Source organism: Pseudomonas sp. TE3552 (assembly GCF_056278945.1).
Window position 1 is genome coordinate 784,670 of the sequence record NZ_JBWBQJ010000001.1, and the last position, 22,249, is coordinate 806,918.

At 61.2% G+C, this 22,249-nt stretch carries 21 protein-coding genes; 16 read left to right on the forward strand and 5 right to left on the reverse strand.

Annotated elements, in window-relative coordinates; all coding sequences use genetic code 11:
- Positions 1-67: 67 nt before the first annotated feature.
- The 7 genes from ACZ9BB_RS03425 to ACZ9BB_RS03455 all read left to right on the forward strand — a co-directional run bounded on the left by ACZ9BB_RS03425 (position 68) and on the right by ACZ9BB_RS03455 (position 6,552).
- Positions 68-196: a hypothetical protein gene (locus ACZ9BB_RS03425; RefSeq protein ID WP_476212543.1), complete on the forward strand. Its 129-nt coding sequence runs from the start codon at positions 68-70 to the stop codon at positions 194-196.
- Between the two features lie 5 nt (positions 197-201).
- Complete coding sequence (locus ACZ9BB_RS03430; protein WP_476212544.1) at positions 202-2,196, forward strand: polysaccharide biosynthesis protein; 1,995 nt, start codon at positions 202-204, stop codon at positions 2,194-2,196.
- A gap of 112 nt (positions 2,197-2,308) precedes the next feature.
- Positions 2,309-2,644, forward strand: a complete 336-nt coding sequence (locus ACZ9BB_RS03435) for a ComEA family DNA-binding protein (protein ID WP_476212545.1) — start codon at positions 2,309-2,311, stop codon at positions 2,642-2,644.
- A gap of 207 nt (positions 2,645-2,851) precedes the next feature.
- Positions 2,852-3,646, forward strand: coding sequence for an SDR family NAD(P)-dependent oxidoreductase (locus ACZ9BB_RS03440; protein WP_476212546.1), 795 nt, complete (start codon positions 2,852-2,854; stop codon positions 3,644-3,646).
- A gap of 32 nt (positions 3,647-3,678) precedes the next feature.
- Entirely contained in the window at positions 3,679-4,953 is a 1,275-nt protein-coding gene (fabF, locus tag ACZ9BB_RS03445; RefSeq protein ID WP_476212547.1) for a beta-ketoacyl-ACP synthase II, read from the forward strand.
- Positions 4,954-5,027: 74 nt separating this feature from the next.
- On the forward strand, positions 5,028-5,684 hold the full coding sequence (locus ACZ9BB_RS03450; RefSeq protein WP_476212548.1) for a GntR family transcriptional regulator: 657 nt from the start codon (positions 5,028-5,030) through the stop codon (positions 5,682-5,684).
- Between the two features lie 16 nt (positions 5,685-5,700).
- Entirely contained in the window at positions 5,701-6,552 is an 852-nt protein-coding gene (locus ACZ9BB_RS03455; protein ID WP_476212549.1) for an urea carboxylase-associated family protein, read from the forward strand.
- 227 nt (positions 6,553-6,779) lie between these two features.
- On the opposite strand, the gene ACZ9BB_RS03460 is transcribed toward ACZ9BB_RS03455, so the two are convergent.
- Positions 6,780-6,947, reverse strand: coding sequence for a DUF2897 family protein (locus tag ACZ9BB_RS03460; protein WP_476212550.1), 168 nt, complete (start codon positions 6,945-6,947; stop codon positions 6,780-6,782).
- A 143-nt stretch (positions 6,948-7,090) separates the two neighbouring features.
- Complete coding sequence (gene eat, locus ACZ9BB_RS03465; RefSeq protein ID WP_476212551.1) at positions 7,091-8,455, reverse strand: ethanolamine permease; 1,365 nt, start codon at positions 8,453-8,455, stop codon at positions 7,091-7,093.
- Between the two features lie 326 nt (positions 8,456-8,781).
- Between eat and kdpF the strand changes: the two genes are divergently transcribed.
- The 6 genes from kdpF (at position 8,782) to ACZ9BB_RS03495 (ending at position 16,889) form a co-directional block, all read left to right on the forward strand.
- Entirely contained in the window at positions 8,782-8,871 is a 90-nt protein-coding gene (gene kdpF, locus ACZ9BB_RS03470) for a K(+)-transporting ATPase subunit F (protein ID WP_007899818.1), read from the forward strand.
- Positions 8,872-8,879: 8 nt separating this feature from the next.
- Positions 8,880-10,574 carry a potassium-transporting ATPase subunit KdpA gene (kdpA, locus tag ACZ9BB_RS03475; RefSeq protein ID WP_476212552.1) on the forward strand — a complete coding sequence of 565 codons (1,695 nt, stop codon included), beginning with the start codon at positions 8,880-8,882 and terminating at the stop codon, positions 10,572-10,574.
- A gap of 10 nt (positions 10,575-10,584) precedes the next feature.
- The gene (kdpB, locus tag ACZ9BB_RS03480; protein WP_476212553.1) at positions 10,585-12,642 is read left to right on the forward strand and encodes a potassium-transporting ATPase subunit KdpB; all 2,058 of its coding nucleotides are present in this window, start codon (positions 10,585-10,587) and stop codon (positions 12,640-12,642) included.
- Positions 12,643-12,857: 215 nt separating this feature from the next.
- Positions 12,858-13,403, forward strand: a complete 546-nt coding sequence (gene kdpC, locus ACZ9BB_RS03485; protein WP_476212554.1) for a potassium-transporting ATPase subunit KdpC — start codon at positions 12,858-12,860, stop codon at positions 13,401-13,403.
- A gap of 87 nt (positions 13,404-13,490) precedes the next feature.
- Complete coding sequence (locus ACZ9BB_RS03490; RefSeq protein ID WP_476212555.1) at positions 13,491-16,142, forward strand: DUF4118 domain-containing protein; 2,652 nt, start codon at positions 13,491-13,493, stop codon at positions 16,140-16,142.
- Between the two features lie 48 nt (positions 16,143-16,190).
- Entirely contained in the window at positions 16,191-16,889 is a 699-nt protein-coding gene (locus ACZ9BB_RS03495; RefSeq protein ID WP_476212556.1) for a response regulator, read from the forward strand.
- A gap of 70 nt (positions 16,890-16,959) precedes the next feature.
- On the opposite strand, the gene ACZ9BB_RS03500 is transcribed toward ACZ9BB_RS03495, so the two are convergent.
- Positions 16,960-18,000, reverse strand: coding sequence for a patatin-like phospholipase family protein (locus tag ACZ9BB_RS03500; RefSeq protein WP_476212557.1), 1,041 nt, complete (start codon positions 17,998-18,000; stop codon positions 16,960-16,962).
- Positions 18,001-18,215: 215 nt separating this feature from the next.
- On the opposite strand from ACZ9BB_RS03500, the gene ACZ9BB_RS03505 reads away from it, so the two are divergent.
- The 3 genes from ACZ9BB_RS03505 (at position 18,216) to ACZ9BB_RS03515 (ending at position 20,242) form a co-directional block, all read left to right on the forward strand.
- The gene (locus ACZ9BB_RS03505) at positions 18,216-18,494 is read left to right on the forward strand and encodes a hypothetical protein (protein WP_476212558.1); all 279 of its coding nucleotides are present in this window, start codon (positions 18,216-18,218) and stop codon (positions 18,492-18,494) included.
- Positions 18,495-18,541: 47 nt separating this feature from the next.
- Entirely contained in the window at positions 18,542-19,309 is a 768-nt protein-coding gene (locus ACZ9BB_RS03510) for a CHAD domain-containing protein (RefSeq protein WP_476212559.1), read from the forward strand.
- A 135-nt stretch (positions 19,310-19,444) separates the two neighbouring features.
- On the forward strand, positions 19,445-20,242 hold the full coding sequence (locus tag ACZ9BB_RS03515) for an acyl-CoA thioesterase (protein WP_476212560.1): 798 nt from the start codon (positions 19,445-19,447) through the stop codon (positions 20,240-20,242).
- On the opposite strand, the gene ACZ9BB_RS03520 is transcribed toward ACZ9BB_RS03515, so the two are convergent.
- Together ACZ9BB_RS03520 and ACZ9BB_RS03525 are read right to left on the reverse strand one after the other, a co-directional pair.
- On the reverse strand, positions 20,243-20,611 hold the full coding sequence (locus tag ACZ9BB_RS03520) for a terminase (RefSeq protein ID WP_476212561.1): 369 nt from the start codon (positions 20,609-20,611) through the stop codon (positions 20,243-20,245).
- Between the two features lie 139 nt (positions 20,612-20,750).
- On the reverse strand, positions 20,751-22,232 hold the full coding sequence (locus tag ACZ9BB_RS03525) for a methyl-accepting chemotaxis protein (RefSeq protein WP_476212562.1): 1,482 nt from the start codon (positions 22,230-22,232) through the stop codon (positions 20,751-20,753).
- Positions 22,233-22,249 lie beyond the last annotated feature (17 nt).

Consider the following 22,249-nt stretch of genomic DNA (forward strand, 5'->3'; position numbering starts at 1 on the left):
GGATGACAGGAATCGATCAGAACGGGCCCGAGGCTAGTGTTTTTCTGTGACATTTTGGATACTTAACGTGAATTTTTGCTTCGACGGGTTTGCGTTGGTGGCGTTGATTTTCGAAGTCGACAGTCGAACGGTTCATGGCATGGAGCTGCTCGCCTCGTACGACGACCGGGATAAGCAATTCAAAGGAGGGGTTTGACGAGTATGGATAGGTTGAGAGTGCTTCTGCTTGGACTGCCACGACGTCAGAAGCGAACGCTTCAGGTGATCGCTGACGTAGTTTTGGTCACCTTTGCGCTTTGGATGGCGTTTGTGGTGCGCCTGGGCGTCGAGGACTTGGTCAATCCTCTGCGTGAGCACACCTGGCTTTTTATCAGCGCTCCGCTGGTGGCCATTCCCCTGTTCATACGGTTTGGCATGTACCGTGCCGTCATGCGTTATTTTGGCAATGACGCGCTGATTGCCATTATCAAGGCTGTCAGTCTTTCCGCTCTGATTCTGGCGTTTGTGGTGTATTGGTATAGTAACCACGAAACGGTGGTTCCGCGCTCGATCATTTTCAACTATTGGTGGCTAAGTCTGGTGATGGTCGGCGGCTTGCGTCTGGCCATGCGTCAATACTTCCTTGGCGATTGGTTCATGGCGGCTCAGCATGTGCCCTTTGCCAGCCGCGACGATGGGCTGACCAAGGTGGCGGTCTACGGTGCTGGTGTTGCAGGTAATCAGTTAGTCGCCGCATTGCGAATGGGGCGTGTGATGAGACCGGTTGCCTTCATCGATGATGACAGCGGCATCGCCGATCGGGTTATTTCCGGCCTGCAGGTGTTTAAGCCCAAGCACATCCAGCAAATGATCGATGTCACCGGCGCTCAGGAGATCTTGTTGGCGCTTCCGTCGTCGACCCGCGCGCGTCGAAGAGAGATTTTGAATCTGCTTGAAGCCTTTCCGTTGCATGTTCGAAGCGTGCCGAACTTCACCGATCTGGCCAGTGGTCGGGTCAAGGTTGAAGACATTCAGGAAGTGGATATCGCTGACTTGCTGGGCCGTGATGCCGTGCCAGCCCAGTCCGATTTGCTTGAGCGCTGTATCAAAGGCAAGACAGTAATGGTTACTGGCGCCGGCGGATCGATCGGTTCGGAGCTGTGCCGGCAGATCTTCTCTCTTGGCCCGACCACGCTTTTGCTGTTTGAGCACAGTGAATTCAACCTCTACAGCATCCTGTCGGAATTGGAGCAGCGTGCCAGCCGTGAGTCTGTATCGGTTCAGTTGCTGCCCATTCTCGGCTCCATCCGTCATCCGCATAAGCTGCTCGATGTGATGAAGACCTGGCGCGTGGATACCGTTTATCACGCAGCGGCTTATAAACATGTACCGATGGTCGAGCACAATATCGCTGAAGGCGTGCTCAACAATGTCATCGGCACGTTGAACACCGCGCAGGCGGCCTTGCAGTCGGGTGTGGCGAACTTCGTGCTGATCTCCACCGACAAGGCTGTGCGTCCGACCAACATCATGGGCAGCACCAAGCGTCTGGCGGAGTTGACCCTTCAGGCCCTCAGTCGTGAAATTGCGCCGGTGCTGTTTGGCGATAAAGCCAATATATCCCGGGTCAATAAGACCCGTTTCACCATGGTTCGTTTTGGCAATGTGTTGGGGTCGTCCGGTTCGGTGATCCCGCTGTTCCACAGTCAGATCAAGTCGGGTGGGCCTTTGACGGTCACGCACCCGAAGATTACCCGTTACTTCATGACCATCCCCGAAGCCGCGCAGCTGGTGATTCAGGCCGGTTCCATGGGGCAGGGCGGTGATGTGTTTGTGCTGGATATGGGCGAGCCGGTGAGGATTGTCGAGCTGGCGGAGAAGATGATTCACCTGTCTGGTTTGAGCATCCGTTCCGAGCGAAATCCCCAGGGCGATATTTCGATCGAGTTCACGGGCCTGCGTCCGGGTGAAAAACTCTACGAAGAGTTGCTGATCGGGGATAACGTTGCGGCGACGCCACATCCGATGATTATGACGGCCAATGAAGATCACTTGCCCTGGGACGTGCTCAAGAGCCGTTTGACTGATTTGTTGCTCGCCGTCGAGCAGGATGATTATTCCCGCGTGCGCCAGCTCCTGCGCGAAACGGTCAGCGGCTATACCCCCGACGGGGAGATTGTCGACTGGATCCATCAGCAGCGCCGTCTCGAGCCCTGATTGTTTCACATCCTGTAACGGACACATTTTTGACAGCTCCACCACATCGCCTAAGTTTGGAAGGCAGCTTCGGAAAAGCTGCTTTCTCAATCGATGTCATGGAGCTTCATTTATGCGTACTGGCTATTTCTACTCTCTGGTTTTTGCCCTGCTCACCAGCGCCTCTATTGCGGCCATCGCTGCGCCGACGGCTGCGCCAGAGGCTGCCAAGGCACCCTTGATGCTGGATGCTACTGCCAAGACTCAAACCGCCAAGGTCGATCTGAATGGGGCCGATGCACCGACTCTGCAGCGCGAGTTGTCCGGGATCGGTGAGGCGAAGGCCAAGGCGATTGTTGCTTATCGTGAGAGTAATGGGCCATTTTCGTCCGTCGACGAACTGCTGGAAGTGAAGGGGATCGGCAAAGCCATTCTGGACAAGAATCGCGAGAAGCTGGAAGTGAACTAAGCTTGTAGATCCACACCAAGAGGCCGGTCATTGACCGGCCTTTTTGCTTGTTGCCGCAGAGGGCGATCCGAAGCCTTTCATCGGGATGGAAAAAATTACGGCTATCATATGGCGAATAGATTATGCCTATAATATCTTCCATTCGCTGAGGCGCTCTGATGTTCGGGCGCTGGCCTTCTCTCAAGCAATCCTCTTTGGAGCACAGTCATGAATTCTGTCCAGACCCAAGGTACGGCCCTTGTCACCGGCGCTTCTTCCGGCATTGGTGCGGTTTACGCCGAGCGGTTGGCGGCGCGTGGTTTTGATTTGTTGCTGGTGGCCCGTGATCAGGAACGGCTGGAGGCAGCGGCGAGTAAGTTGCGGGCCGCGCATGGTGTTCAGGTGGAGGTGTTTAAGGCGGATCTGACGCAAAAGGATGATGTGTTGAAGCTTGAGCAGCGGCTGCGCAGTGATTCGAGTATCAGCTTGTTGCTGAACAATGCCGGTGTTGCGGCGGATGGTTTGCTGGCCAATGCCGATATGGATCAGATGGAGCGTTTGATTCAGTTGAATGTCATTACGGTGACACGATTGGCTTCGGCAGCAGCGGCCGGTTTTTCCAAGGCCGGTCGCGGGACGATCATCAATATTGCCTCGGTGGTGGCGTTGTTTCCGGAGCGGTTCAATGCGACGTACAGCGCGAGCAAGGCTTATGTGCTGAGCCTGACCCAGTCGTTGAACGCCGAACTGCAGGGCACCGGGGTTCAGGTTCAAGCGGTGTTGCCGGGTGTAACACGCACCGAGATTTTGGAGCGGTCCGGGATCGATGCGTCGCAGATTCCGGCGGACATGATCATGGAAGCGGGGGAGATGGTCGATGCGGCATTGTCGGGTCTGGATCAGGGCGAGTTGATCACCATTCCTTCGTTGCCCAATGCTTCCGAGTGGGAGGCCTTTATGGCGGCGCGTCATGCGATGGCGCCGAATCTGTCCAGAAGCACGGCCGCTACGCGTTACAAGTGAGGCGCCATGAATCGGTTTGAGGTATTTGCGTTATGAGTAATCGTCGAGTAGTGGTCACGGGCATGGGCCTGGTGTCGCCTTTGGGTACTGGCGTCGAAGCGGTTTGGGCGCGGCTGTTGGCCGGGCGCTCCGGGTTGCGGGTGTTGCCGGACGAAGTGGTTGCCGATTTGTCGGCCAGGGTCGGTGGCGTGGTGCCGACCGTGGCGGAGGATGCCGAGGCGGGTTTTGATCCGGATCGGGCGACGTCGCCCAAAGAGCAGAAGAAGATGGACCGTTTCATTCTGTTCGCCATGGAGGCGGCGCGTGAGGCGCTGGAGCAGGCCGGTTGGCAAGCGCTGGACGCCAACGCCCAGGAGCGCACGGCAACCATTATCGGTTCGGGCGTGGGTGGTTTCGGCGCGATTGCCGATGCGGTGCGCACCACCGACAGCCGTGGCCCGCGACGTTTGTCGCCGTTCACCATTCCGTCGTTTCTGGTCAACCTTGCGGCGGGGCATGTGTCGATCCAGCACGGTTTCAAAGGGCCTTTGGGCGCTCCGGTAACGGCGTGCGCGGCCGGGGTTCAGGCGATTGGCGATGCGGCGCGGCTGATTCGCAGCGGCGAGGCGGATATTGCGGTGTGCGGCGGCGCGGAGGCGGCGATCGATCGGGTCAGCCTTGCCGGGTTCGCGGCGGCTCGGGCGTTGTCCAGCGGTTATAACGACACCCCGGAGCGCGCCTCGCGGCCGTTCGACAGTGGTCGTGATGGCTTTGTGATGGGCGAGGGTTCGGGCCTGCTGGTGATCGAATCCCTGGAACATGCTCTGGCGCGCGGTGCTCAGCCGCTGGCCGAACTGGTCGGTTACGGCACCAGCGCCGACGCCTATCACCTGACCGCGGGGCCGGAGGATGGCAGCGGTGCACGTCGGGCGATGGCGCTGGCATTGGCCCAGGCGGGCATTTCGCCGGCGCAGGTGCAGCATCTCAATGCTCATGCAACTTCGACACCGGTTGGTGATCTCGGGGAATTGGCGGCCATCAAGTCGCTGTTCGGCTCGGACAACAAGATAGCGGTAACGTCGACCAAGTCCGCGACCGGGCATTTGCTCGGCGCTGCTGGCGGGATCGAGGCGATCTTCACGCTGCTGGCGATCCGCGATCAGGTGGTGCCCGCCACGCTCAATTTCGATAACCCGGATCCAGCGGCGCAAGGCGTGGATATCGTTCACGGTCAGGCGCGGCCGATGGCTATCGAGTACGCCTTGTCCAACGGCTTCGGATTTGGCGGCGTCAACGCCAGTGTGTTGTTCAAACGCTGGAAGGGCTAGTTCACTGCAGATGCTGGCACGAATAATGATTACTCATTCGCTAACGATTGTTGAACAATCACGAGGCGTTGAGTATGAGCAGCAGCGGACTGTCCCTGGCCGACCACATCACGTTGGAGTTACGCGCTGACATCATCGGCGGTCGTTTGCTGCCCGGCATGGCGTTGGTGGAGAACGATCTGGTGTCGGCCTATAACGCCTCGCGAAATACGATTCGCGAGGCGTTGCACCGTCTGGGGCAGGAAGGGCTGACCCGTTATGTCCGCAACAAGGGTGTGATGGTGCGCCAGCTGGGTGTCGAGGATGTGCGCGATCTGTTCAAGGTCCGTCGCACCCTGGAGTTGCAAGCCATCAGCGCCAGTCAGCCATTGCGTGAGTATCAGTCCGACCGGATGCTCGAAGCGCTGGAAGCCACCGAGCTGGCCCGGGAGCGTGAGGACTGGCGCGCGGTCGGCACCCACAGCCTGGCCTTTCATCAACACATCGTCGGGTTGCTGCGCAGTCCGTTGTTCGATGAATTCTTCACCAACGTTGTCGCGCAACTGCGCCTGGTGTTTTGCACCGCTCCCGATGAATCACGTTTTCAGGCGCCCTGGCTGGCCCGCGACCGGCAGATCCATGAGTTGCTGGCCGACGGCGACAAGCGCGCGGCCGGCGACGCCATGAGCCTTTATCTCGACGATTCCGAACAGCTTCTGTTGCAGATGCTTGCCCCTTCTTCCCATCACTGATCGAGGATTTAGTGCCATGTACAAAGACTATCCGGCGGCCTATCAAGTCAGCAAAGGTTCGGCCTTGCAGGTGGACACAGCGTTCTACGAACGGATCCGCAACCAGAAGGATGGGCGCACGCTGATCGAGCAGTTCGAGGTGCCGATCCGCACCGGTCGTGCCTGGAATGTGCCGGCCGGGCATGTGTTCAGGGTTACGACCCCCGTTGGCCCGCAAGTCGGGGACTTCAATGTCTGGAATGCCAACGACCCGCGCGAGCGTTTGTGGGCGGCGCGAACCCGGCAGTTGCAGGGCGCACATGTCAGCACCCATGACCGGCTCTGGTCGAACCTGCCCTTTTTACGGCCGCTGGTGACCATTACCGACGACAGCCTGGCCGGTTACGGCATCGATGAACACGGTGGGCGTTTACACGATTTGTTGGGGACGCGTTGCGATCCGTATGTGAACAAAATGCTCACCGGCGAGGATTTCCATCATCACTGCCACTCCAACCTGACTCGCGCGGTGTTGCCCCATGGCCTGACCGAGTTTGACGTGCACGATGTGCTGAACATTTTCCAGTGCACGGGCCTGAACCACGACGACATGTACTTCATGAAAGCCTGTCCGGCGCAGAAGGGCGATTACCTGGAGTTTTTTGCCGAAATTGATCTGCTGTGCGCGCTGTCGACCTGCCCGGGTGGCGATCTGTCCCTGGCCATGTGGGGGCCGGATGCGCAGGATCCGCTGAGTGTATGTCGCCCGTTGGGGGTGGAGATTTATCGGTTGGAGGATTCGCTGCTTGAAGGCTGGAGCCAGCCGGAGTGTGCGGCTTACAAAGGGCTGCATGGTTTGCACATCGCCAAGGCGGATTGGGAGAAATAGAACCGCTTTTGTGGCGAGGGGGTTGTCCTGATGCCGGTAATTTAAGCCGCAACGCATTCTTTGTAGCAGCTGGCGAAGCCTGCGTTCGGCTGCGTAGCAGTCGCAAAATCAGAAACTGCGGTGCGCCAGGAGACCGTGTTAGCCGGATTCACGACTGCTGCGCAGCCGAACGCAGGCTTCGCCAGCTGCTACAGATCGCATTACGCCTTAACTCACCGCAGTTTCGGTCAGCGGTCCTGCGCATCCTTGGCGTCGGCTTCCGCGTTGCGTTCGGCGACGCGTTTACGTTGCTCTTCAGTTAATTCGACCTTATTGGCGGTGTCGCGCAGCAGCAACAAACCGCCAACGATCGAGCCGATGGCAACGATCAGAATCAACCAGGCATACCAGGGCATAGAAGTTCTCCTTAAGGGCAGATCGGCGGGCGAGGGTTTCGCCAACCGATCGTGCATACCACTTTTGAGCGATGGAATTTCGCAGTGGTTCCATTCGCCATGATTCCATTCTATGCCTGAACTGACAGCAACGCGGCGACTGTTTAGAGCCCGGTCAACATCGCATCGGCCGGCGCATCGGCCCGCAATTGCGCGGTGAGCATGAAGTACACGAAACCCACCGCCATGAAGCCAAGGAAGATCAACCCGATCAGGGTGTTGAACCAGGCCATCGCCACCAGGCAAACCACCGCCAGTACCAGCGCAATGAAGGGCACCAACGGGTAGCAGGGCGCGCGGAAAGTGCGTTCCAGGTTCGGTTCGGTTTTGCGCAGTTTGAACAGGCTGAGCATGCTCATGATGTACATCACGATCGCGCCGAATACCGCCATGGTGATCATTGCCGCCGTCAGCGTCATGCCGCCGAGGTTGATCAAACCGTCGCTGTAGATCGCCGCGATGCCGATCACGCCACCAGCGATGATTGCTCGATGCGGCGTCTGAAAGCGCGACAGTTTGGCCAGCGATGTCGGCAGGTAACCCGCCCGGGCGAGGGCGAAGAACTGCCGCGAGTAGCCGAGGATGATCCCGTGGAAACTCGCGACCAGGCCGAACAGACCGATCCACACCAGCATGTGCAACCAGCCGGAGCTTTCGCCGACCACGGCTTTCATGGCTTGCGGCAGCGGATCGTTGATGTTCGACAGGGTGCGCCAGTCGCCGACGCCACCGGCGAAGAACATCACGCCCATGGCCAACAGCACCAGGGTCAGGATGCCGCTGATGTAAGCCTTGGGAATCGTGCGTTTTGGGTCCTTGGCTTCTTCGGCAGCCATGGCCGCGCCTTCGATGGCGAGGAAGAACCAGATGGCAAACGGGATCGCCGCGAACATGCCGGCAATCGCTGGCGCACCGAACACATCAGCACCGGCCCAGCCATTGAGGGCGAAGTTGCTGAAGCTGAACGCCGGGGCGACCACACCCATGAACACCAGCAGTTCGGCGACCGCCAATACGCAAACCACCAGTTCGAAGGTCGCGGCCAGTTTCACGCCGAGGATGTTCAGGCCCATGAACACGATGTAGGCACCGACCGCCGCGTGTTTCGGGTCGAGGGCCGGAAACTGCACATTTAGATAGGCGCCGATCGCCAGGGCAATCGCCGGTGGGGCGAAGACGAATTCAATCAGCGTCGCCAGCCCGGCAATCAATCCGCCTTTCTCGCCAAAGGCGCGGCGGCTGTAGGCAAAGGGACCGCCGGCATGGGGAATCGCGGTGGTCAGTTCGGTGAAACTGAAGATGAAGCAGGTGTACATGGTGGCGACCATGAAGGAGGTCACCAGAAAGCCCAGTGTCCCGGCCACGCCCCAGCCGTAACTCCAGCCGAAGTACTCACCGGATATCACCAGCCCGACCGCGATACCCCACAGGTGCAACGTGCCCAGCGTGGGTTTGAGTTGTGTGTTCATGCATTGCTCCCTGAACGGTTTGGAAAGCTCGAGGGAGGGCGTGTGCAGCGGGCGTGCCATTTTGCAGGTGGGCGTCGTAAAGCGCTGAAAGCTGTCGTATCGGGGATGTTCGCGGCTGAATGCGGTTTTTTTGTGCGCCAGTTGAGGGCGTTGTTGCCTGTTCTGCCGTCATCGCGGGCAAGCCCGGACACCGCTGTAACAAAGCCATAACCCCACTCTTTACGCTTTATTTATGCCTAGCCAACACCCTCGATCTCGCGCCTTTACAGCCTCCCTGCCGACAATCACTCCACACGCGGCGAAACGCCGTAACACGGAGAACTTCCATGAGCGTTCTGGACGGGGTGTCACTGCTATTGGCAGTGGGGCTGTTCATTTATCTGTTGGTTGCGCTGTTGCGCGCGGACCGGAACTAGGAGCGGCTATGCACAGTTATGACTATTGGCTGATCCTCGCCTTCTTCGCCGTGGTGCTGATTCCGGCACCGTTTCTGGGGCGTTTCTACTACAAGGTGATGGAAGGGCAGCGCACCTGGCTGTCGCCGATCCTCGGGCCGGTGGAGCGGGGCTGCTATCGGCTGGCCGGCGTCGATCCGCAGGCCGAACAGAGCTGGCAGAAATACACCCTGGCCTTGCTCGCCTTCAACCTTGCGGGTTTTTTGCTGTTGTTTGCGATCCTGCTGTTCCAGGACCATTTGCCGCTGAACCCGCAAAACCTGCCGGGTCAGGAGTGGACGCTGGCGTTCAACACCGCCGTCAGCTTCATGACCAACACCAACTGGCAGGCCTACAGCGGCGAAGCGTCCCTGAGCTACTTGAGCCAGATGGTCGGCCTCACCGTGCAGAACTTCGTCAGCGCCGCCACCGGCCTTGCGGTGCTGGTTGCGCTGTGTCGCGGCATCGGTCGCAAATCGACCAAAACCTTGGGCAACTTCTGGGTCGACATGACCCGCGCCACCCTCTACGGCCTGCTGCCGCTGTGCCTGCTGCTGGCGCTGTATCTGGTCTGGCAGGGCGTGCCACAAACGTTCGCCCAGTACGTGAACGCCGTGACGATGCAGGGCGTCGATCAGGTGATCCCGCTCGGTCCGGCCGCCAGCCAGATTGCGATCAAGCAACTGGGCACCAACGGCGGTGGCTTCTTTGGCGTCAACTCGGCGCACCCGTTCGAGAACCCGACGGCGTGGAGCAACCTGTTCGAAGTCGCTTCGATCATTCTGATCCCGGTGGCGCTGGTGTTCACCTTCGGCCATTACGTGAAAGACCTGCGTCAGAGCCGCGCGATCATCGCCTGCATGCTGGCGCTGTTTTTGATCGGCGGCGCGACGTCGCTGTGGGCTGAATATCAACCCAACCCGGCCCTGGCCAACGTCGCCGTCGAACAGACCGCGCCGCTGGAAGGCAAGGAAGCGCGTTTCGGCACCACCGCCACGGTGCTGTGGTCGGTGACCACCACGGCGGCGTCGAACGGTTCGGTCAACGGCATGCACGACAGCCTCAACCCGCTGAGTGGCATGGTGGCGATGGTCAACATGATGGTCGGCGAAGTGATCTTCGGCGGCGTCGGGGCCGGGCTCTACGGCATGTTGCTCAACGTGCTGATCGCGGTGTTCCTCGCCGGCCTGATGATCGGCCGTACCCCGGAATACCTCGGCAAGAAACTGCAAGCCCGGGAAGTTCAGCTACTGGTGGTGACGTTGCTGGTGATGCCGGTCGGCGTACTGGTGTTGGGTGCAATTGCCGCGAGCCTGCCAGGCCCGGTGGCGGCGGTGAGTAACCCCGGTGCTCACGGTTTCAGCCAGTTGCTCTACGCCTACACCTCGGCCAGTGCCAACAACGGTTCGGCGTTTGGCGGCTTCGGTGCCAACACCGCGTTCCACAACCTGATGCTGGGGCTGGGCATGTTGATCGGGCGCTTCGGTTACATCCTTCCGGTTCTGGCCCTGGCCGGCAGCCTGGCGATGAAGAAAACCGCACCGATCGGCCAGAACAGTTTCCCGACTCATGGCCCGCTGTTCGTGACCCTGTTGACTGTGACCATTTTGCTGGTGGGCGGTTTGACCTTCTTGCCGACCCTGGCGCTGGGCCCGATTGCCGAACATCTGAGTTTAGGCTTCTGAGGAGCTGATGATGAATATGCCCGCAACTAAAGCCGCCGTCGTCAAGGCGCCGGAACAACCGAAAACCGCGATCGCCGCGCTCTGGCGCCCGGCGCTGGTGCAAGCCTTCGTCAAGCTCGATCCTCGGCAATTGCAACGTGCGCCGGTGATGCTGGTGGTCGAACTGACTGCGATCCTCACCACCGTGCTGTGCTTCATCCCCGACAGCGCCGTGCCGACCTTTGTCGCCGCGCAAATCGCCTTGTGGTTGTGGTTCACCGTGTTGTTCGCCAACTTCGCCGAAGCGCTGGCAGAAGGTCGCGGCAAGGCCCGCGCCGACAGCCTCAAGGCCGGCAGCGAAGGCTTGAGTGCCCGGCGCAAAAACGCCAATGGCAGCTTTCAGGTGGTGCCCGCCACCAGTCTGCGCAAGGGCGATGTGGTGCGTGTCGAAGCGGGGGAGATGATCCCCGGTGACGGCGAGGTGATCGAAGGCATCGCGGCGGTCAACGAAGCGGCGATTACCGGTGAATCGGCCCCCGTGATTCGTGAGTCCGGTGGCGACCGTTCGGCAGTCACCGGCAATACTCGACTGGTGTCCGACTGGCTGCTGGTGCGCATCACCGCCAACCCCGGTGAGTCGACCCTTGACCGCATGATCGCTTTGGTCGAAGGCGCCAAACGCCAGAAAACCCCGAACGAAGTGGCGCTGGATATCTTGCTGATCGGCCTGACTCTGATCTTTCTGCTGGTGGTGGTGACCCTGCAACCGTTCGCTCACTTCGCCAACGGCAGCCTGCCGCTGGTGTTCCTGGTGGCGTTATTGGTCACGCTGATTCCGACCACCATTGGTGGCCTGTTGTCGGCCATCGGGATTGCCGGGATGGACCGTCTGGTGCGCCTGAACGTGATCGCCAAATCCGGCCGCGCCGTGGAAGCGGCGGGGGACGTGCATGTCCTGCTGCTGGACAAGACCGGCACCATCACCTTCGGCAACCGTCGCTGCGCCGCCGTCTACGCCGCGCCTGGCGTCAGCGCCAAAGAGCTGGCTGAGGGCGCGCTATTTGCCTCCCTGGCCGATGACACCGCTGAAGGCAAATCCATCGTCGACTACCTGCGCGGTCTTCACCCGCAACCCGAGCCGTCCGCCGAGCTGCTGACCGCTGTGCCGTTCAGCGCTGAAACCCGCCTGTCCGGTGTCGACTATCAGGGCCGGGTCTATCGCAAAGGCGCGGTGGATTCGTTGCTGACCTTCGTCGGCCTGAAACGCGCCGACCTGGCAGCGCCTCTGTCCCGGGAAGTCGACAAGATCGCCCAGAGCGGTGGCACGCCGTTGCTGGTGTGCGCCGACGGCAAGTTGCTCGGCGTCATCCACCTCAAAGACGTGGTCAAGCCCGGCATCCGCGAGCGTTTTGCCGAACTGCGCAAGCTGGGGATTCGCACGGTCATGGTCACCGGCGACAACCCGCTGACCGCCGCTGCGATTGCCGCAGAAGCCGGCGTGGATGACGTGCTGGCCGAAGCCACGCCGGAGAAGAAACTGGCGCGCATTCGTCACGAGCAAAACGACGGACGCCTGGTCGCCATGTGCGGCGACGGTGCAAACGACGCCCCGGCCCTGGCCCAGGCTGATGTCGGCATGGCGATGAATGACGGTACGCAAGCGGCGCGCGAAGCGGCGAACATGGTCGACCTCGACAGCGACCCGACCAAGCTGCTGGACGTGGTGCAGATCGGCAAGGAGTTGCTGGTGACCCGTGGTGCGCTGACCACCTTTTCCATCGCCAACGACGTGGCCAAATACTTCGCGATCCTGCCGGCGCTGTTTGCCTCGATCTATCCGCAATTGGGTGTACTCAACGTGATGCACCTGAGCAGTCCGCAGAGCGCGATTCTGTCGGCGATCGTGTTTAACGCTTTGATCATTGTGGTGCTGATTCCGCTGGCGCTGCGCGGTGTACGGGTGCAGGCGGCGAGTGCGGCGGCGCTGCTGCGGCGCAATCTGCTGATCTATGGACTGGGCGGGATTCTGGTGCCGTTCGTGGGCATCAAGGTGATCGACATGCTGTTGACGGCGTTGCATCTGGTTTAGCAATTGCTGCTGAGCGCAGAGCTTTTTGAGGCAGGGTTTTTTGTGGCGAGGGAGCTTGCTCCCGCTGGGCTGCGAAGCAGCCCCACCTCAGGCCACCGTGTTTGTTCAGACACACCGCATTCACCGGGTTTACGACTGCTGCGCAGCCGAGCGGGAGCAAGCTCCCTCGCCACAGGTGATGTGTGTGTCTTCCTAGTCGAATAGAGGATTTTGAAATGTCCACACTGATACGTCCGGCCCTGAGCCTGCTGATGCTGATGACCTTGATCACCGGCGTCGCTTACCCTTTGGTGGTCACCGGCATCGCCCAGGTCGCATTCCCGGATCAGGCCAATGGCAGCCTGGTGCGCGACGCCGACGGCAAGGTCCGTGGTTCGTCGCTGATTGCCCAGGATTTCGTCGGCGACGCCTGGTTCCACCCGCGGCCATCGGCCGGTGCCTTTGCCACCGTGTCGAGCAGCGCCAGCAACCTTTCGCCCAGCAATCCGGCGCTGGCCACTCGGGTTATCGACGAGGCCAATAAACTGCAGGTAGCCGGCCAGGGGCCGGTGCCGTTGGCCTTGCTGACCACCTCCGGCAGCGGCCTCGATCCGCACTTGCCACCGGCCGCGATTGCCTATCAACTGGCGCGTGTCGCGACGGCGCGCAATCTGCCAGTGTCTACGCTTGAGCAACTGCTGGATGCGCACATCGAACAGCCCTTGGTGGGGCCGCCGGTGATAAATGTGCTGGCGCTGAACATGGCGCTGGAAAAACTGTAAATCGGTGGCGCCGCCAATCGCGGGCTTGCCCGCGAAGAGGCCCTGACAGTCACTGCATCAACATCAGAATGAGAGAGAACTTCAAGCATGAGTGACTCCGGTCGCGCCGATGCGCTGTTAGCAGACCTGCCCCGCGATGGCCGTGGCCGGCTCAAAGTGTTCCTTGGCGCCGCTCCGGGGGTCGGCAAGACCTACGCCATGCTGCAAGCTGCCCACACTCAATTGCGCCAGGGCGTGAAAGTCATGGCCGGGGTGGTCGAAACCCACGGCCGCGCCGAAACCGAAGCGCTGCTCGCCGGCTTGCCGCAGCAGCCATTGGTGCGCTCGGAATACCGCGGCGTGATGCTGGAGGAAATGGACCTCGACGGTCTGATCAACGCCAAACCGAAACTGGTGCTGGTCGATGAACTGGCCCACAGCAACGCCCCCGGCAGTCGTCACGCCAAACGCTGGCAAGACATCCAGGAACTGCTGGCCGCCGGCATCGACGTGTACACCACGGTTAACGTCCAGCACCTGGAAAGCCTCAACGATCAGGTGCGCGGCATCACCGGTGTGCAGGTGCGCGAAACCCTGCCGGACTGGGTGCTGCAAGAAGCCTATGAATTGTTGCTGATCGACTTGCCGCCACGCGAGTTGCTGGAGCGTCTGCGCGACGGCAAGGTCTACGTGCCGGAGCAGGCGCGGGCGGCCATCGATGCCTTTTTCACCCAGACCAACCTCACCGCCCTGCGCGAGCTGGCGATGCAAACCGCCGCCGCTCAGGTGGATAACGATCTGGCCCAAGGGTATCGCCAGTTGGGGCAGGCCGCACCGGCCGTACGCGGTCGTTTGCTGGTGGGCGTCGATGGCGATGCTCAGGCCGAACGCCTGGTGCGTCACGCCAGTCGCGTCGCCCAGCGGCGGCATCTGCCGTGGAGCCTGGTGCATGTGGACAACGGCCGTGTGCGTGACGAGCAGTCGCGCCTGCGCCTGCAAAGCGCGCAACAGCTGGCCGAACGCCTCGGTGGTGAAGTGGTGTTGCTGCGGGCGGGCGAGGTGGCGAAGACGTTGATCCAGCACGCCGCCGAACGCCGCGCCAGCCTGGTGCTGGTGGGCCAGTCACGCCAGCGTTTGCGTCGACGGTTATTCGGCGGCGGTCTGGCGTCCCGTTTGCTGCGCGATGCTCGCGGGCTGGAAATCAATGTGCTCGACAGTGACCACGAACAGCATCAGCCGCGCCAACCCTCGGCGCAGTCGCTGGTGTGGTTCGACTACGCACTGGCGCTGGTGGCCACGGTATTCGCCAGTGCCCTGGCCTGGGCGGTGTCGAGCGTGTTGCCGCTGCCCAACATTTCGCTGGTGTTCCTCGCGGCGGTGTTGCTGGTGGCGGTGCGCAGCAGCCTTGGTCCGGCGCTGGCCTGTGCGGCGCTGTCGTTTCTGACCTATGATTTTTTGTTCATTCCGCCGACGTTTTCTTTCAGCATCCAGCGCGAAGAAGATGTGCTGACCTTGCTGTTCTTCCTGCTGATGGCGGCCCTCACCGGTAATCTTGCGGCGCAGCAACGGCGGCAATTGCAGGCCTTGCGCGATACTCAGGAAGAAACCAGCGAACTGCTCGACCTGTCGCGCAAGCTTACCGCCGCCACCGACCGTCAGGCCGTGGTCAGCGCTGCGGCGCAGCACCTCAACGGCTGGGCCGACCTGAAACTGTGCCTGCTCAACCGCAATGGCCAGAGCGGCTGGAAAGTCGAAACCGGCGGGCCGCTGGAGTTCTCCGAAGCCGAGCGCGCCGCCGCCGATTGGGCCTGGCAACACGACCAGCCGGCAGGCGCGGGCACCGGCACCCTGCCATCCGGGCGCTGGTGGTGGTGGCCGTTGTCGGTGGATGATGGGCCGCTGGCGCTACTCGGCGTGTGTGCCAAGGAAGGCCAGAGCCTGAGCGGCCAGCGTCGGCGCTTGTTGACCGCGCTGAGCCAGCCGCTGGCCCAGGCGTTGGCCCGGGCGCAACTGGCCGACGACCTTGAAGCGGCGCGCTTGCATGGCGAAACCGAACAACTGCGCAGCGCGCTGCTGGCCTCGGTGTCCCACGATTTGCGCACGCCGCTGACGTCCATGCGCGGTAGCATCGACAGCCTGCTGGCACTTGGCGAGGCGATTCCCCTTGCGGACCGCCGCGAGCTGCTCGAAGGCACCCGCGATGAAGCCGAACGGCTGGATCGCTACATTCAAAACCTGCTGGACATGACCCGCCTCGGTCACGGCGCCCTCAAGCTGGCGCGCGATTGGGTGTCGCCGGCCGACATCGTCGGCAGCGCGCTCAATCGTCTGCGCGCGGTACTGGCGTCGTTGCAAGTCAGCACCGAAGTGCCCGCCGAACTGCCGCTGCTCTTTGTCCATGGCGCGCTGATCGAACAGGCACTGGTCAATGTGCTGGAAAACGCCGCGCGCTTCTCGCCGCCCCACGGGCGTCTTGAATTGCGTGCCGGGGCCAGTGACAGCGAGCTGTTTTTTTCCGTGAGCGATGAGGGGCCGGGGATTCCAGAGGAGGAGCGGGCGAAGGTTTTCGACATGTTCTACACCGCCGCTCGCGGCGATCGCGGCGGGCAGGGCACCGGGTTGGGGCTGGCGATCTGTCAGGGCATGGTCGGTGCCCATGGCGGGCGGATCAGCGTCGCCGACGGCATCGAAGGGCGCGGCACCTGCATCACGCTGCACTTGCCGTTGCAGACTCAGCCGGGATTGGACAGTGAAGCCTGAACTCGCCTGCGTTACTCTCTTGCCATCTTTTTGTGTTGATGTGAATTCATGAGCCAGACCGCGACCATTTTGGTCATCGATGACGAACCGCAGATCCGCAAATTCCTGCGCATCAGCCTCGCCTCCCAAGGCTATAAAGTGCTGGAGGCCGGCACCGGCACGGAAGGCCTGGCCCAGGCCGCGTTAAACAAACCCGACCTGTTGGTGCTCGACCTCGGCCTGCCGGACATGGACGGCCAGCAGGTGCTGCGCGAGTTTCGCGAGTGGTCGACGGTGCCGGTGCTGGTGCTCTCGGTGCGCGCCAGCGAAGGGCAGAAAGTCCAAGCCCTGGATGGCGGCGCCAACGACTACGTAACCAAACCGTTTGGCATCCAGGAGTTTCTGGCCCGAGTGCGTGCCTTGCTGCGTCAGGCGCCGATGGGTGAAGTCCAGGAAGCGGCGCTCAACTTCGGTCCGCTCACCGTCGACCTGGCTTATCGCCGGGTATTGCTGGACGGCACCGAAGTGGCGCTGACGCGCAAGGAATACGCGGTACTGGCGCAACTGGCGCGGCACCCGGGGCGGGTCATCACCCAGCAGCAATTGCTAAAGGACATCTGGGGCCCGACCCACACCGAAGACAGCCACTATCTGCGGATAGTGGTCGGGCACCTGCGGCAGAAACTGGCGGATGATCCGACTCAGCCTAGGTTCATCGTTACCGAGGCGGGGGTTGGGTATCGGTTGTTGGGCGAGGGTAGTCTTTAGTTGTTGTAGTGGTGATCCTGCGCCATCGCGGGCTTGCCCGCAAAGAGGCCCTCACATTCACCCAAAAACCTCAAGATTCCCGCTCACTCTCATACCGATCCAGCGTATCGCGCGCAATCTCGCGCCCCAGCGCGATCAATTCTGGCGCCTTGTAAAACTCGAAAAACCGGCACACCCGCTTGGGCACGTTGATCAAGATATCCGGCGGGTAACCGGCAATCTTGTACTGCGCCAACGACGTTTGCATCACTTCGAAACTCTGGTTGATCAGGTCCAGCAAGGACGCAGGTCCCACGTTGTCGATGATGAACGAGCCGGTGGCGGACTTTGGTGCCCCGTTGCTTTGCGGGGCCGCCGCCGGTTGCTGGCCTTCGGGCTCGGCGGATTCGATCCACGGGTTGATGTCCGCAGCTTCTGCCTTCAACGCCTCCTGCTCAAGCAACAGCAATTGTTCGGCCTGTCTACGGCGGAATGGCAACTTCGAACCCAGGGAATTGATCAGGCTGTCGAACCGTGACCTGAACGCGGCCGGGCGCTGGATCACCGGCAGTTGGTAGTGACGCTGGTTGGTGGCGTTGAGGTTGACCGCGATGATCAGGTCGCAATGGCTCGACACCACCGGCACGATCGGCAAAGGGTTGAGGATGCCGCCATCCACCAGCATTCGATTGCCCTGCATCACCGGTGTGAACAGGCTGGGGATCGCCGCGGATGCGCGCATGGCCTGGTGCAGGCAGCCTTCCTGGAACCAGATTTCCTGCTGGTTGGTCAGGTCGGTGGCCACGGCCGTGTAGGGAATGCGCAGGTCTTCGATATTGATTTCGCCGACAATCTTGCGGATCTGCCCGAAGACTTTCTCGCCGCGAATCGCGCCCAGGCGAAAGCTGACGTCCACCAGGCGCAAAACGTCGAGGTAATCCAGGCTCTCGATCCAGTCGCGATAATCGTTGAGTTTACCGGCGGCGTAGATCCCGCCGACTACCGCGCCCATGGAGCAACCGGCGATGCAGGCAATGTCGTAGCCGCGCCGTTCGATCTCTTCAATGACGCCAATATGAGCGTAGCCCCGGGCGCCGCCCGAGCCCAGTACCAGTGCGACACGCTTTTTCATGAATCGCCCTCTCTGACAAGGTTCAACAATGCGCCCATCGAGGGTCAGGCTTCAATCGCTATGGTCGTTCGGCGGGGCGATAGCGTCGTTTTTTGACACTCTAGAAAGGCGAATGGGTATCCTCGCGAGCGCTATAGTTTCCACTGCGGGTCCAAGGCACTTTTCACGCGCCAGAGCGGTCTTACCTTCACAATTGTTTATTTGAGGTATAAGTAATGAAAGCCTGGATCTGTGTGCCGTTAGTTGCCTTGGCACTCGCCGGTTGTGCCGGTAAAACCGCTTACCGTGACAGCTGCGGTAGTCAGCTCGATGCCGCCTGGCATGAATTGGACCTGGCCAAGGTCGAGGGCTTCGCCGGGACCGTCAGCTATTCCAAGGCGCTGTCGTTGCTGACCGGTGCCAAGACTCAGCAGCAATTCGAAGCATACGAGGGTTGCACCAGGAAGGCCGAGAAAGCGCGCTTCTACATTCGTGAGTCTCGCGCTGGCCGTTGAGGCATGATGGCGCGCACGGGGTGCAATTCGATTCAGGGGAGCAAGCGATGTCTGCCTTGGTTGACCGGTTGGTGGCTCATGTACTGAGCCTGGACGTTCGCTTGCTGGCCTGTCAGGCACGCTTGAGTGCCCGTACCGATCCAGAAGCATTGCACGATCTGCGTACCACCGTGCGCCGTTTGCGCAGCCTGTTGCGACCTTTGCGCGGTTTGCCCGGGGTCGAGCAGCTGGAAGCGGCGGCGTCCCGGGTCGGCGACTTGACCACACCGTTGCGCGATCGCGAAGTGCTGGCGGCGTACTTGCTCCAACACGATCAACCCGAGGCCGCGCACCGGCGCATGGCGCGGATGGATGAGGCTTATCCGGTGGTGGCGACGAGCCCGGAGCTGATGCACTTGCTGATGATCCTCGACGCTTTTCCGCGTTTCCTGCGCGCCTCTCAGCGTCAGGGCTTGCTCAAGGGGCTGCGCAAGCGCATCGAAAAACGCCTGGCCAAACAATGGAAGAAACTCGACCAGGCCCTGCATGACCCCGCCCATGACCGCCATCGCCTGCGCCTGCTGATCAAGCGCGTGCGCTATGGCATCGAAGCCTACCCCGAACTGGATCGTTTGCCGGAAGCGGCCCTGCCCAGGCTGAAATCGGCCCAGGCTGCTTTGGGCGATTGGCACGACACTTGGCAGTGGCTGGACCGCGCCAGGGAAGAACCCGATTTGCAGCCGTGCGTCGCGGTCTGGAAAGCCACCATGGCCGAGGCCGAAGAACGCGCCGACCGCGTCCTCGATAAATTCAGCGCCGCCTGCTTCAAATCCTGAAGCCACCACATTATTAGTTTGTGTGTTCAATGCTGGCGCGGCTCATCTGTCAGTGATTTTGGCTGGAATAAGCGCTGTGCCAACGGCGCGGGCTGGTTAAGATCCAATCATCTTTTTCCGGCCTGCGAGGTTCCCATGCGCTTTTCCGATCTGCTCGACGCTGTTCGAAACCAGCCACAGGAGCTGTCTATTCCGGCCGAATGGGGCCAGGGGCGGGCAAGTTTTGGTGGGCTGATAGCCGCTTTGCAATACGAAGCCATGCGCGCAAAAGTCCCGGCGGATCGTCCGGTGCGCTCGCTGGCAATCACCTTTGTCGGCCCGGTCGAGCCCGATGTTCCGGTCAGTTTTGAAGTCGATGTGTTGCGCGAAGGTAAAGCCGTCAGCCAGGTGCTGGGCCGGGCGATGCAGAAGGGGCAAGTGGTGACGTTGGTCCAGGGCAGCTTCGGCGCCTCGCGCCCTTCCGAAGTGGCGGTCGCGGCCCACGCGGCGCCTGAAATGAAGCACTGGGACGACTGTCAGGAACTGCCGTACATCAAAGGCGTGACCCCGGAATTCATGCGCTACCTGGCCATGCGCTGGAGTGTCGGTGGCATGCCGTTCACCGGTAACAAATCGCGGGACATGGGTGGTTGGGTGCGCTTGCGTGGGGACGGAGAAGACGGGGCGGTCAGCGAGGCGCATATTCTGGCGCTGGTCGACGCCTGGCCGCCGTCCTTGTTGTCGCATCTGAAGAAGCCGGCGGCAGGTAGCACACTCACCTGGACCATCGAATTCGTCCAGCCGTTGCTCGCGTTGAGCACGCTGGACTGGTGCAAGTACCTGGTGGACATCGAGCATGCCGCCGACGGCTACGGACACGCCGCCGCCAAACTGTGGAGCGAAGACGGTCAGTTGATCGCCATGAGCCGGCAGACCGTTACGATTTTCGCCTGATCAGCGATGGCGACGGTGGCGCTCACGCCAGGCACGCCACCAGCGACCGCTGAGGAGAAAACGTGGAAAGGTCACGAATTGCTCGACCAGCAAACGCGACACCGCGTCTTTGCGATCACTGAACGGCTCGGCGGCTTGCGCCTCCAGGCGGTGACCGTGACGCTGCAGGCCCAGGGCGGCGAGCAGGCCGATGACACCGATCGCGATGCTCGCCAGATCCAGGCTGAACACCCCCGAGACCATCAGCAAAAACGCCACGATAAACAGCGGCACGGCAATCAGGTGCAACACCAGATTGGTCGGGTGCTGGTGATTGTGCGGGTACCCGCGCCATTGCCAGGCGGGAAGGTTGGGGTGACGTTTGCCCATGATGCTTATCCTTGGTTCGATGAGGCGCTTGAACAAAGAATAGGCCCGGCGAAAGTCGTCGGCGAATCAAGGCTGGCTATCGAAGTGATAGGGGTCATGGGCAATATTGATGTTGACCGGGCTGCTGGCGATAGGGCCCTCAAAGCTTGAGCTGCCCAATGGCCTTGCTCAATTCCCCTGCCAGCATCGCCAGCTCATTACTGGTGATCGCCGAATTCACGGTCTGCTGCACAGTGTTTTCGGTGACGTCGCGAATACTCACTACCGCCCGATTCATTTCTTCTGCCACATGGCTCTGCTGCTCGGCCGCCACCGCGATCTGCGTATTGCTTTCGCGCATTTGCGCCACCGCGCTGGTGATTTCGGCCAGGGCCACACTGGCCTCCTGGGCTTGTTGCATGCAGTCGTCGGCCTTGTACGAACTTTCCTGCATGAAATCCACCGCGTCCCGAGTGCCGGCCTGCAGCGCGGAAACCATGGTGGTGATCTCGTCGGTAGACGTCTGGACGCGTTTGGCCAGGTTGCGCACTTCATCGGCGACCACCGCAAAACCTCGGCCCATTTCACCCGCCCGGGCCGCTTCGATGGCCGCGTTCAGGGCCAGCAGGTTGGTTTGTTCGGCGATGCTGTGGATCACGCTGACCACGCCGTTGATCTTCTGGCTGTCTTCGGCCAGACGCTGAATCATCTCGGCCGTTTGCTGCACGCCGGTGGACAACCCGCCAATCGACTTCTGTACCCGAGTGACCACTTCCTGGCCGCTACCGGCCAGGGTGTCGGCGGTTTGCGAGAGGTCGCGGGTGGCGCCGGCGTGTTGGGCGATGTGATGGACCGTGGCGGTCATTTCGTTGATTGCCGTGGCGGCCTGATCGGTTTCGCTTTGCTGACCGAGCATGCCGTGGCGCACTTCGTTCATGCTCGAGGCCAGCCGCGCGGCACCGACATCCAGTTGCCGCGCGGTGTTGGCGACGGTGTTGACCACCCGTTGGTAACCGGCCTGCATGGCGTTGAAAGCGTTGGCCATTTGCCCGACTTCATCCTCGCAGGCCAGCGGCACGCGGGCCGATAGATCACCGGTTTTCTCGACATGGAGCATCACGTCTTTCAAGGTGTTGAGCTGGCTGAGCAGGAAGCGGATCAACAGTTGCGAGGCGCCGAGCATCGCCAGCATCAGGATGAACACCGCTACCGCGTAGTGGGTGAAGCGTTCGCCGAACACTTGGCTCAGGCTTGGGCCATAGGCAACCACCGCGATCTGTTGGCCGTCGGGGCGAGTCAACACCTCGGCGCCCATCAACGGGTTTTCACCGAACAGTGGCATGGCGTTGATCTCGACCCAGCCGTTGGCATCGGTCAGCTCCAGCAGCGGTTGCTGGTTCAACAACGGCGCCTGCCCGCGACTGAAGGTCAGCAGGTTGTCGGCCTTGGGCAGCGACTGCCCGGCAGGCCAGGCATTGAGCAAGCGCGCCTGGGCCTGGACCGAAGCCCGGGAGTCTTGGCTGCGGACCTGTTGCTCGAGCTGCACGGCGTACAGCACCAGCAACAGGGTAGTGACAAAGGCGACGGCGTTGACCGCCCAGAATTTGTATTTCAGCGAGATATTGCTAAGCCAGGCACCCATGGAGGTCTTCTCTGATA

Excerpts from the sequence above, each read along its gene's own strand:
- ACZ9BB_RS03430 (WP_476212544.1), top strand. The coding sequence starts at position 202 with ATGGATAGGTTGAGAGTGCTTCTGCTTGGACTGCCACGACGTCAGAAG.
- ACZ9BB_RS03435 (WP_476212545.1), top strand. The coding sequence starts at position 2,309 with ATGCGTACTGGCTATTTCTACTCTCTGGTTTTTGCCCTGCTCACCAGC.
- ACZ9BB_RS03440 (WP_476212546.1), top strand. The coding sequence starts at position 2,852 with ATGAATTCTGTCCAGACCCAAGGTACGGCCCTTGTCACCGGCGCTTCT.
- fabF (WP_476212547.1), top strand. The coding sequence starts at position 3,679 with ATGAGTAATCGTCGAGTAGTGGTCACGGGCATGGGCCTGGTGTCGCCT.
- ACZ9BB_RS03450 (WP_476212548.1), top strand. The coding sequence starts at position 5,028 with ATGAGCAGCAGCGGACTGTCCCTGGCCGACCACATCACGTTGGAGTTA.
- ACZ9BB_RS03455 (WP_476212549.1), top strand. The coding sequence starts at position 5,701 with ATGTACAAAGACTATCCGGCGGCCTATCAAGTCAGCAAAGGTTCGGCC.
- ACZ9BB_RS03460 (WP_476212550.1), bottom strand. The coding sequence starts at position 6,947 with ATGCCCTGGTATGCCTGGTTGATTCTGATCGTTGCCATCGGCTCGATC.
- eat (WP_476212551.1), bottom strand. The coding sequence starts at position 8,455 with ATGAACACACAACTCAAACCCACGCTGGGCACGTTGCACCTGTGGGGT.
- kdpF (WP_007899818.1), top strand. The coding sequence starts at position 8,782 with ATGAGCGTTCTGGACGGGGTGTCACTGCTATTGGCAGTGGGGCTGTTC.
- kdpA (WP_476212552.1), top strand. The coding sequence starts at position 8,880 with ATGCACAGTTATGACTATTGGCTGATCCTCGCCTTCTTCGCCGTGGTG.
- kdpB (WP_476212553.1), top strand. The coding sequence starts at position 10,585 with ATGAATATGCCCGCAACTAAAGCCGCCGTCGTCAAGGCGCCGGAACAA.
- kdpC (WP_476212554.1), top strand. The coding sequence starts at position 12,858 with ATGTCCACACTGATACGTCCGGCCCTGAGCCTGCTGATGCTGATGACC.
- ACZ9BB_RS03490 (WP_476212555.1), top strand. The coding sequence starts at position 13,491 with ATGAGTGACTCCGGTCGCGCCGATGCGCTGTTAGCAGACCTGCCCCGC.
- ACZ9BB_RS03495 (WP_476212556.1), top strand. The coding sequence starts at position 16,191 with ATGAGCCAGACCGCGACCATTTTGGTCATCGATGACGAACCGCAGATC.
- ACZ9BB_RS03500 (WP_476212557.1), bottom strand. The coding sequence starts at position 18,000 with ATGAAAAAGCGTGTCGCACTGGTACTGGGCTCGGGCGGCGCCCGGGGC.
- ACZ9BB_RS03505 (WP_476212558.1), top strand. The coding sequence starts at position 18,216 with ATGAAAGCCTGGATCTGTGTGCCGTTAGTTGCCTTGGCACTCGCCGGT.
- ACZ9BB_RS03510 (WP_476212559.1), top strand. The coding sequence starts at position 18,542 with ATGTCTGCCTTGGTTGACCGGTTGGTGGCTCATGTACTGAGCCTGGAC.
- ACZ9BB_RS03515 (WP_476212560.1), top strand. The coding sequence starts at position 19,445 with ATGCGCTTTTCCGATCTGCTCGACGCTGTTCGAAACCAGCCACAGGAG.
- ACZ9BB_RS03520 (WP_476212561.1), bottom strand. The coding sequence starts at position 20,611 with ATGGGCAAACGTCACCCCAACCTTCCCGCCTGGCAATGGCGCGGGTAC.
- ACZ9BB_RS03525 (WP_476212562.1), bottom strand. The coding sequence starts at position 22,232 with ATGGGTGCCTGGCTTAGCAATATCTCGCTGAAATACAAATTCTGGGCG.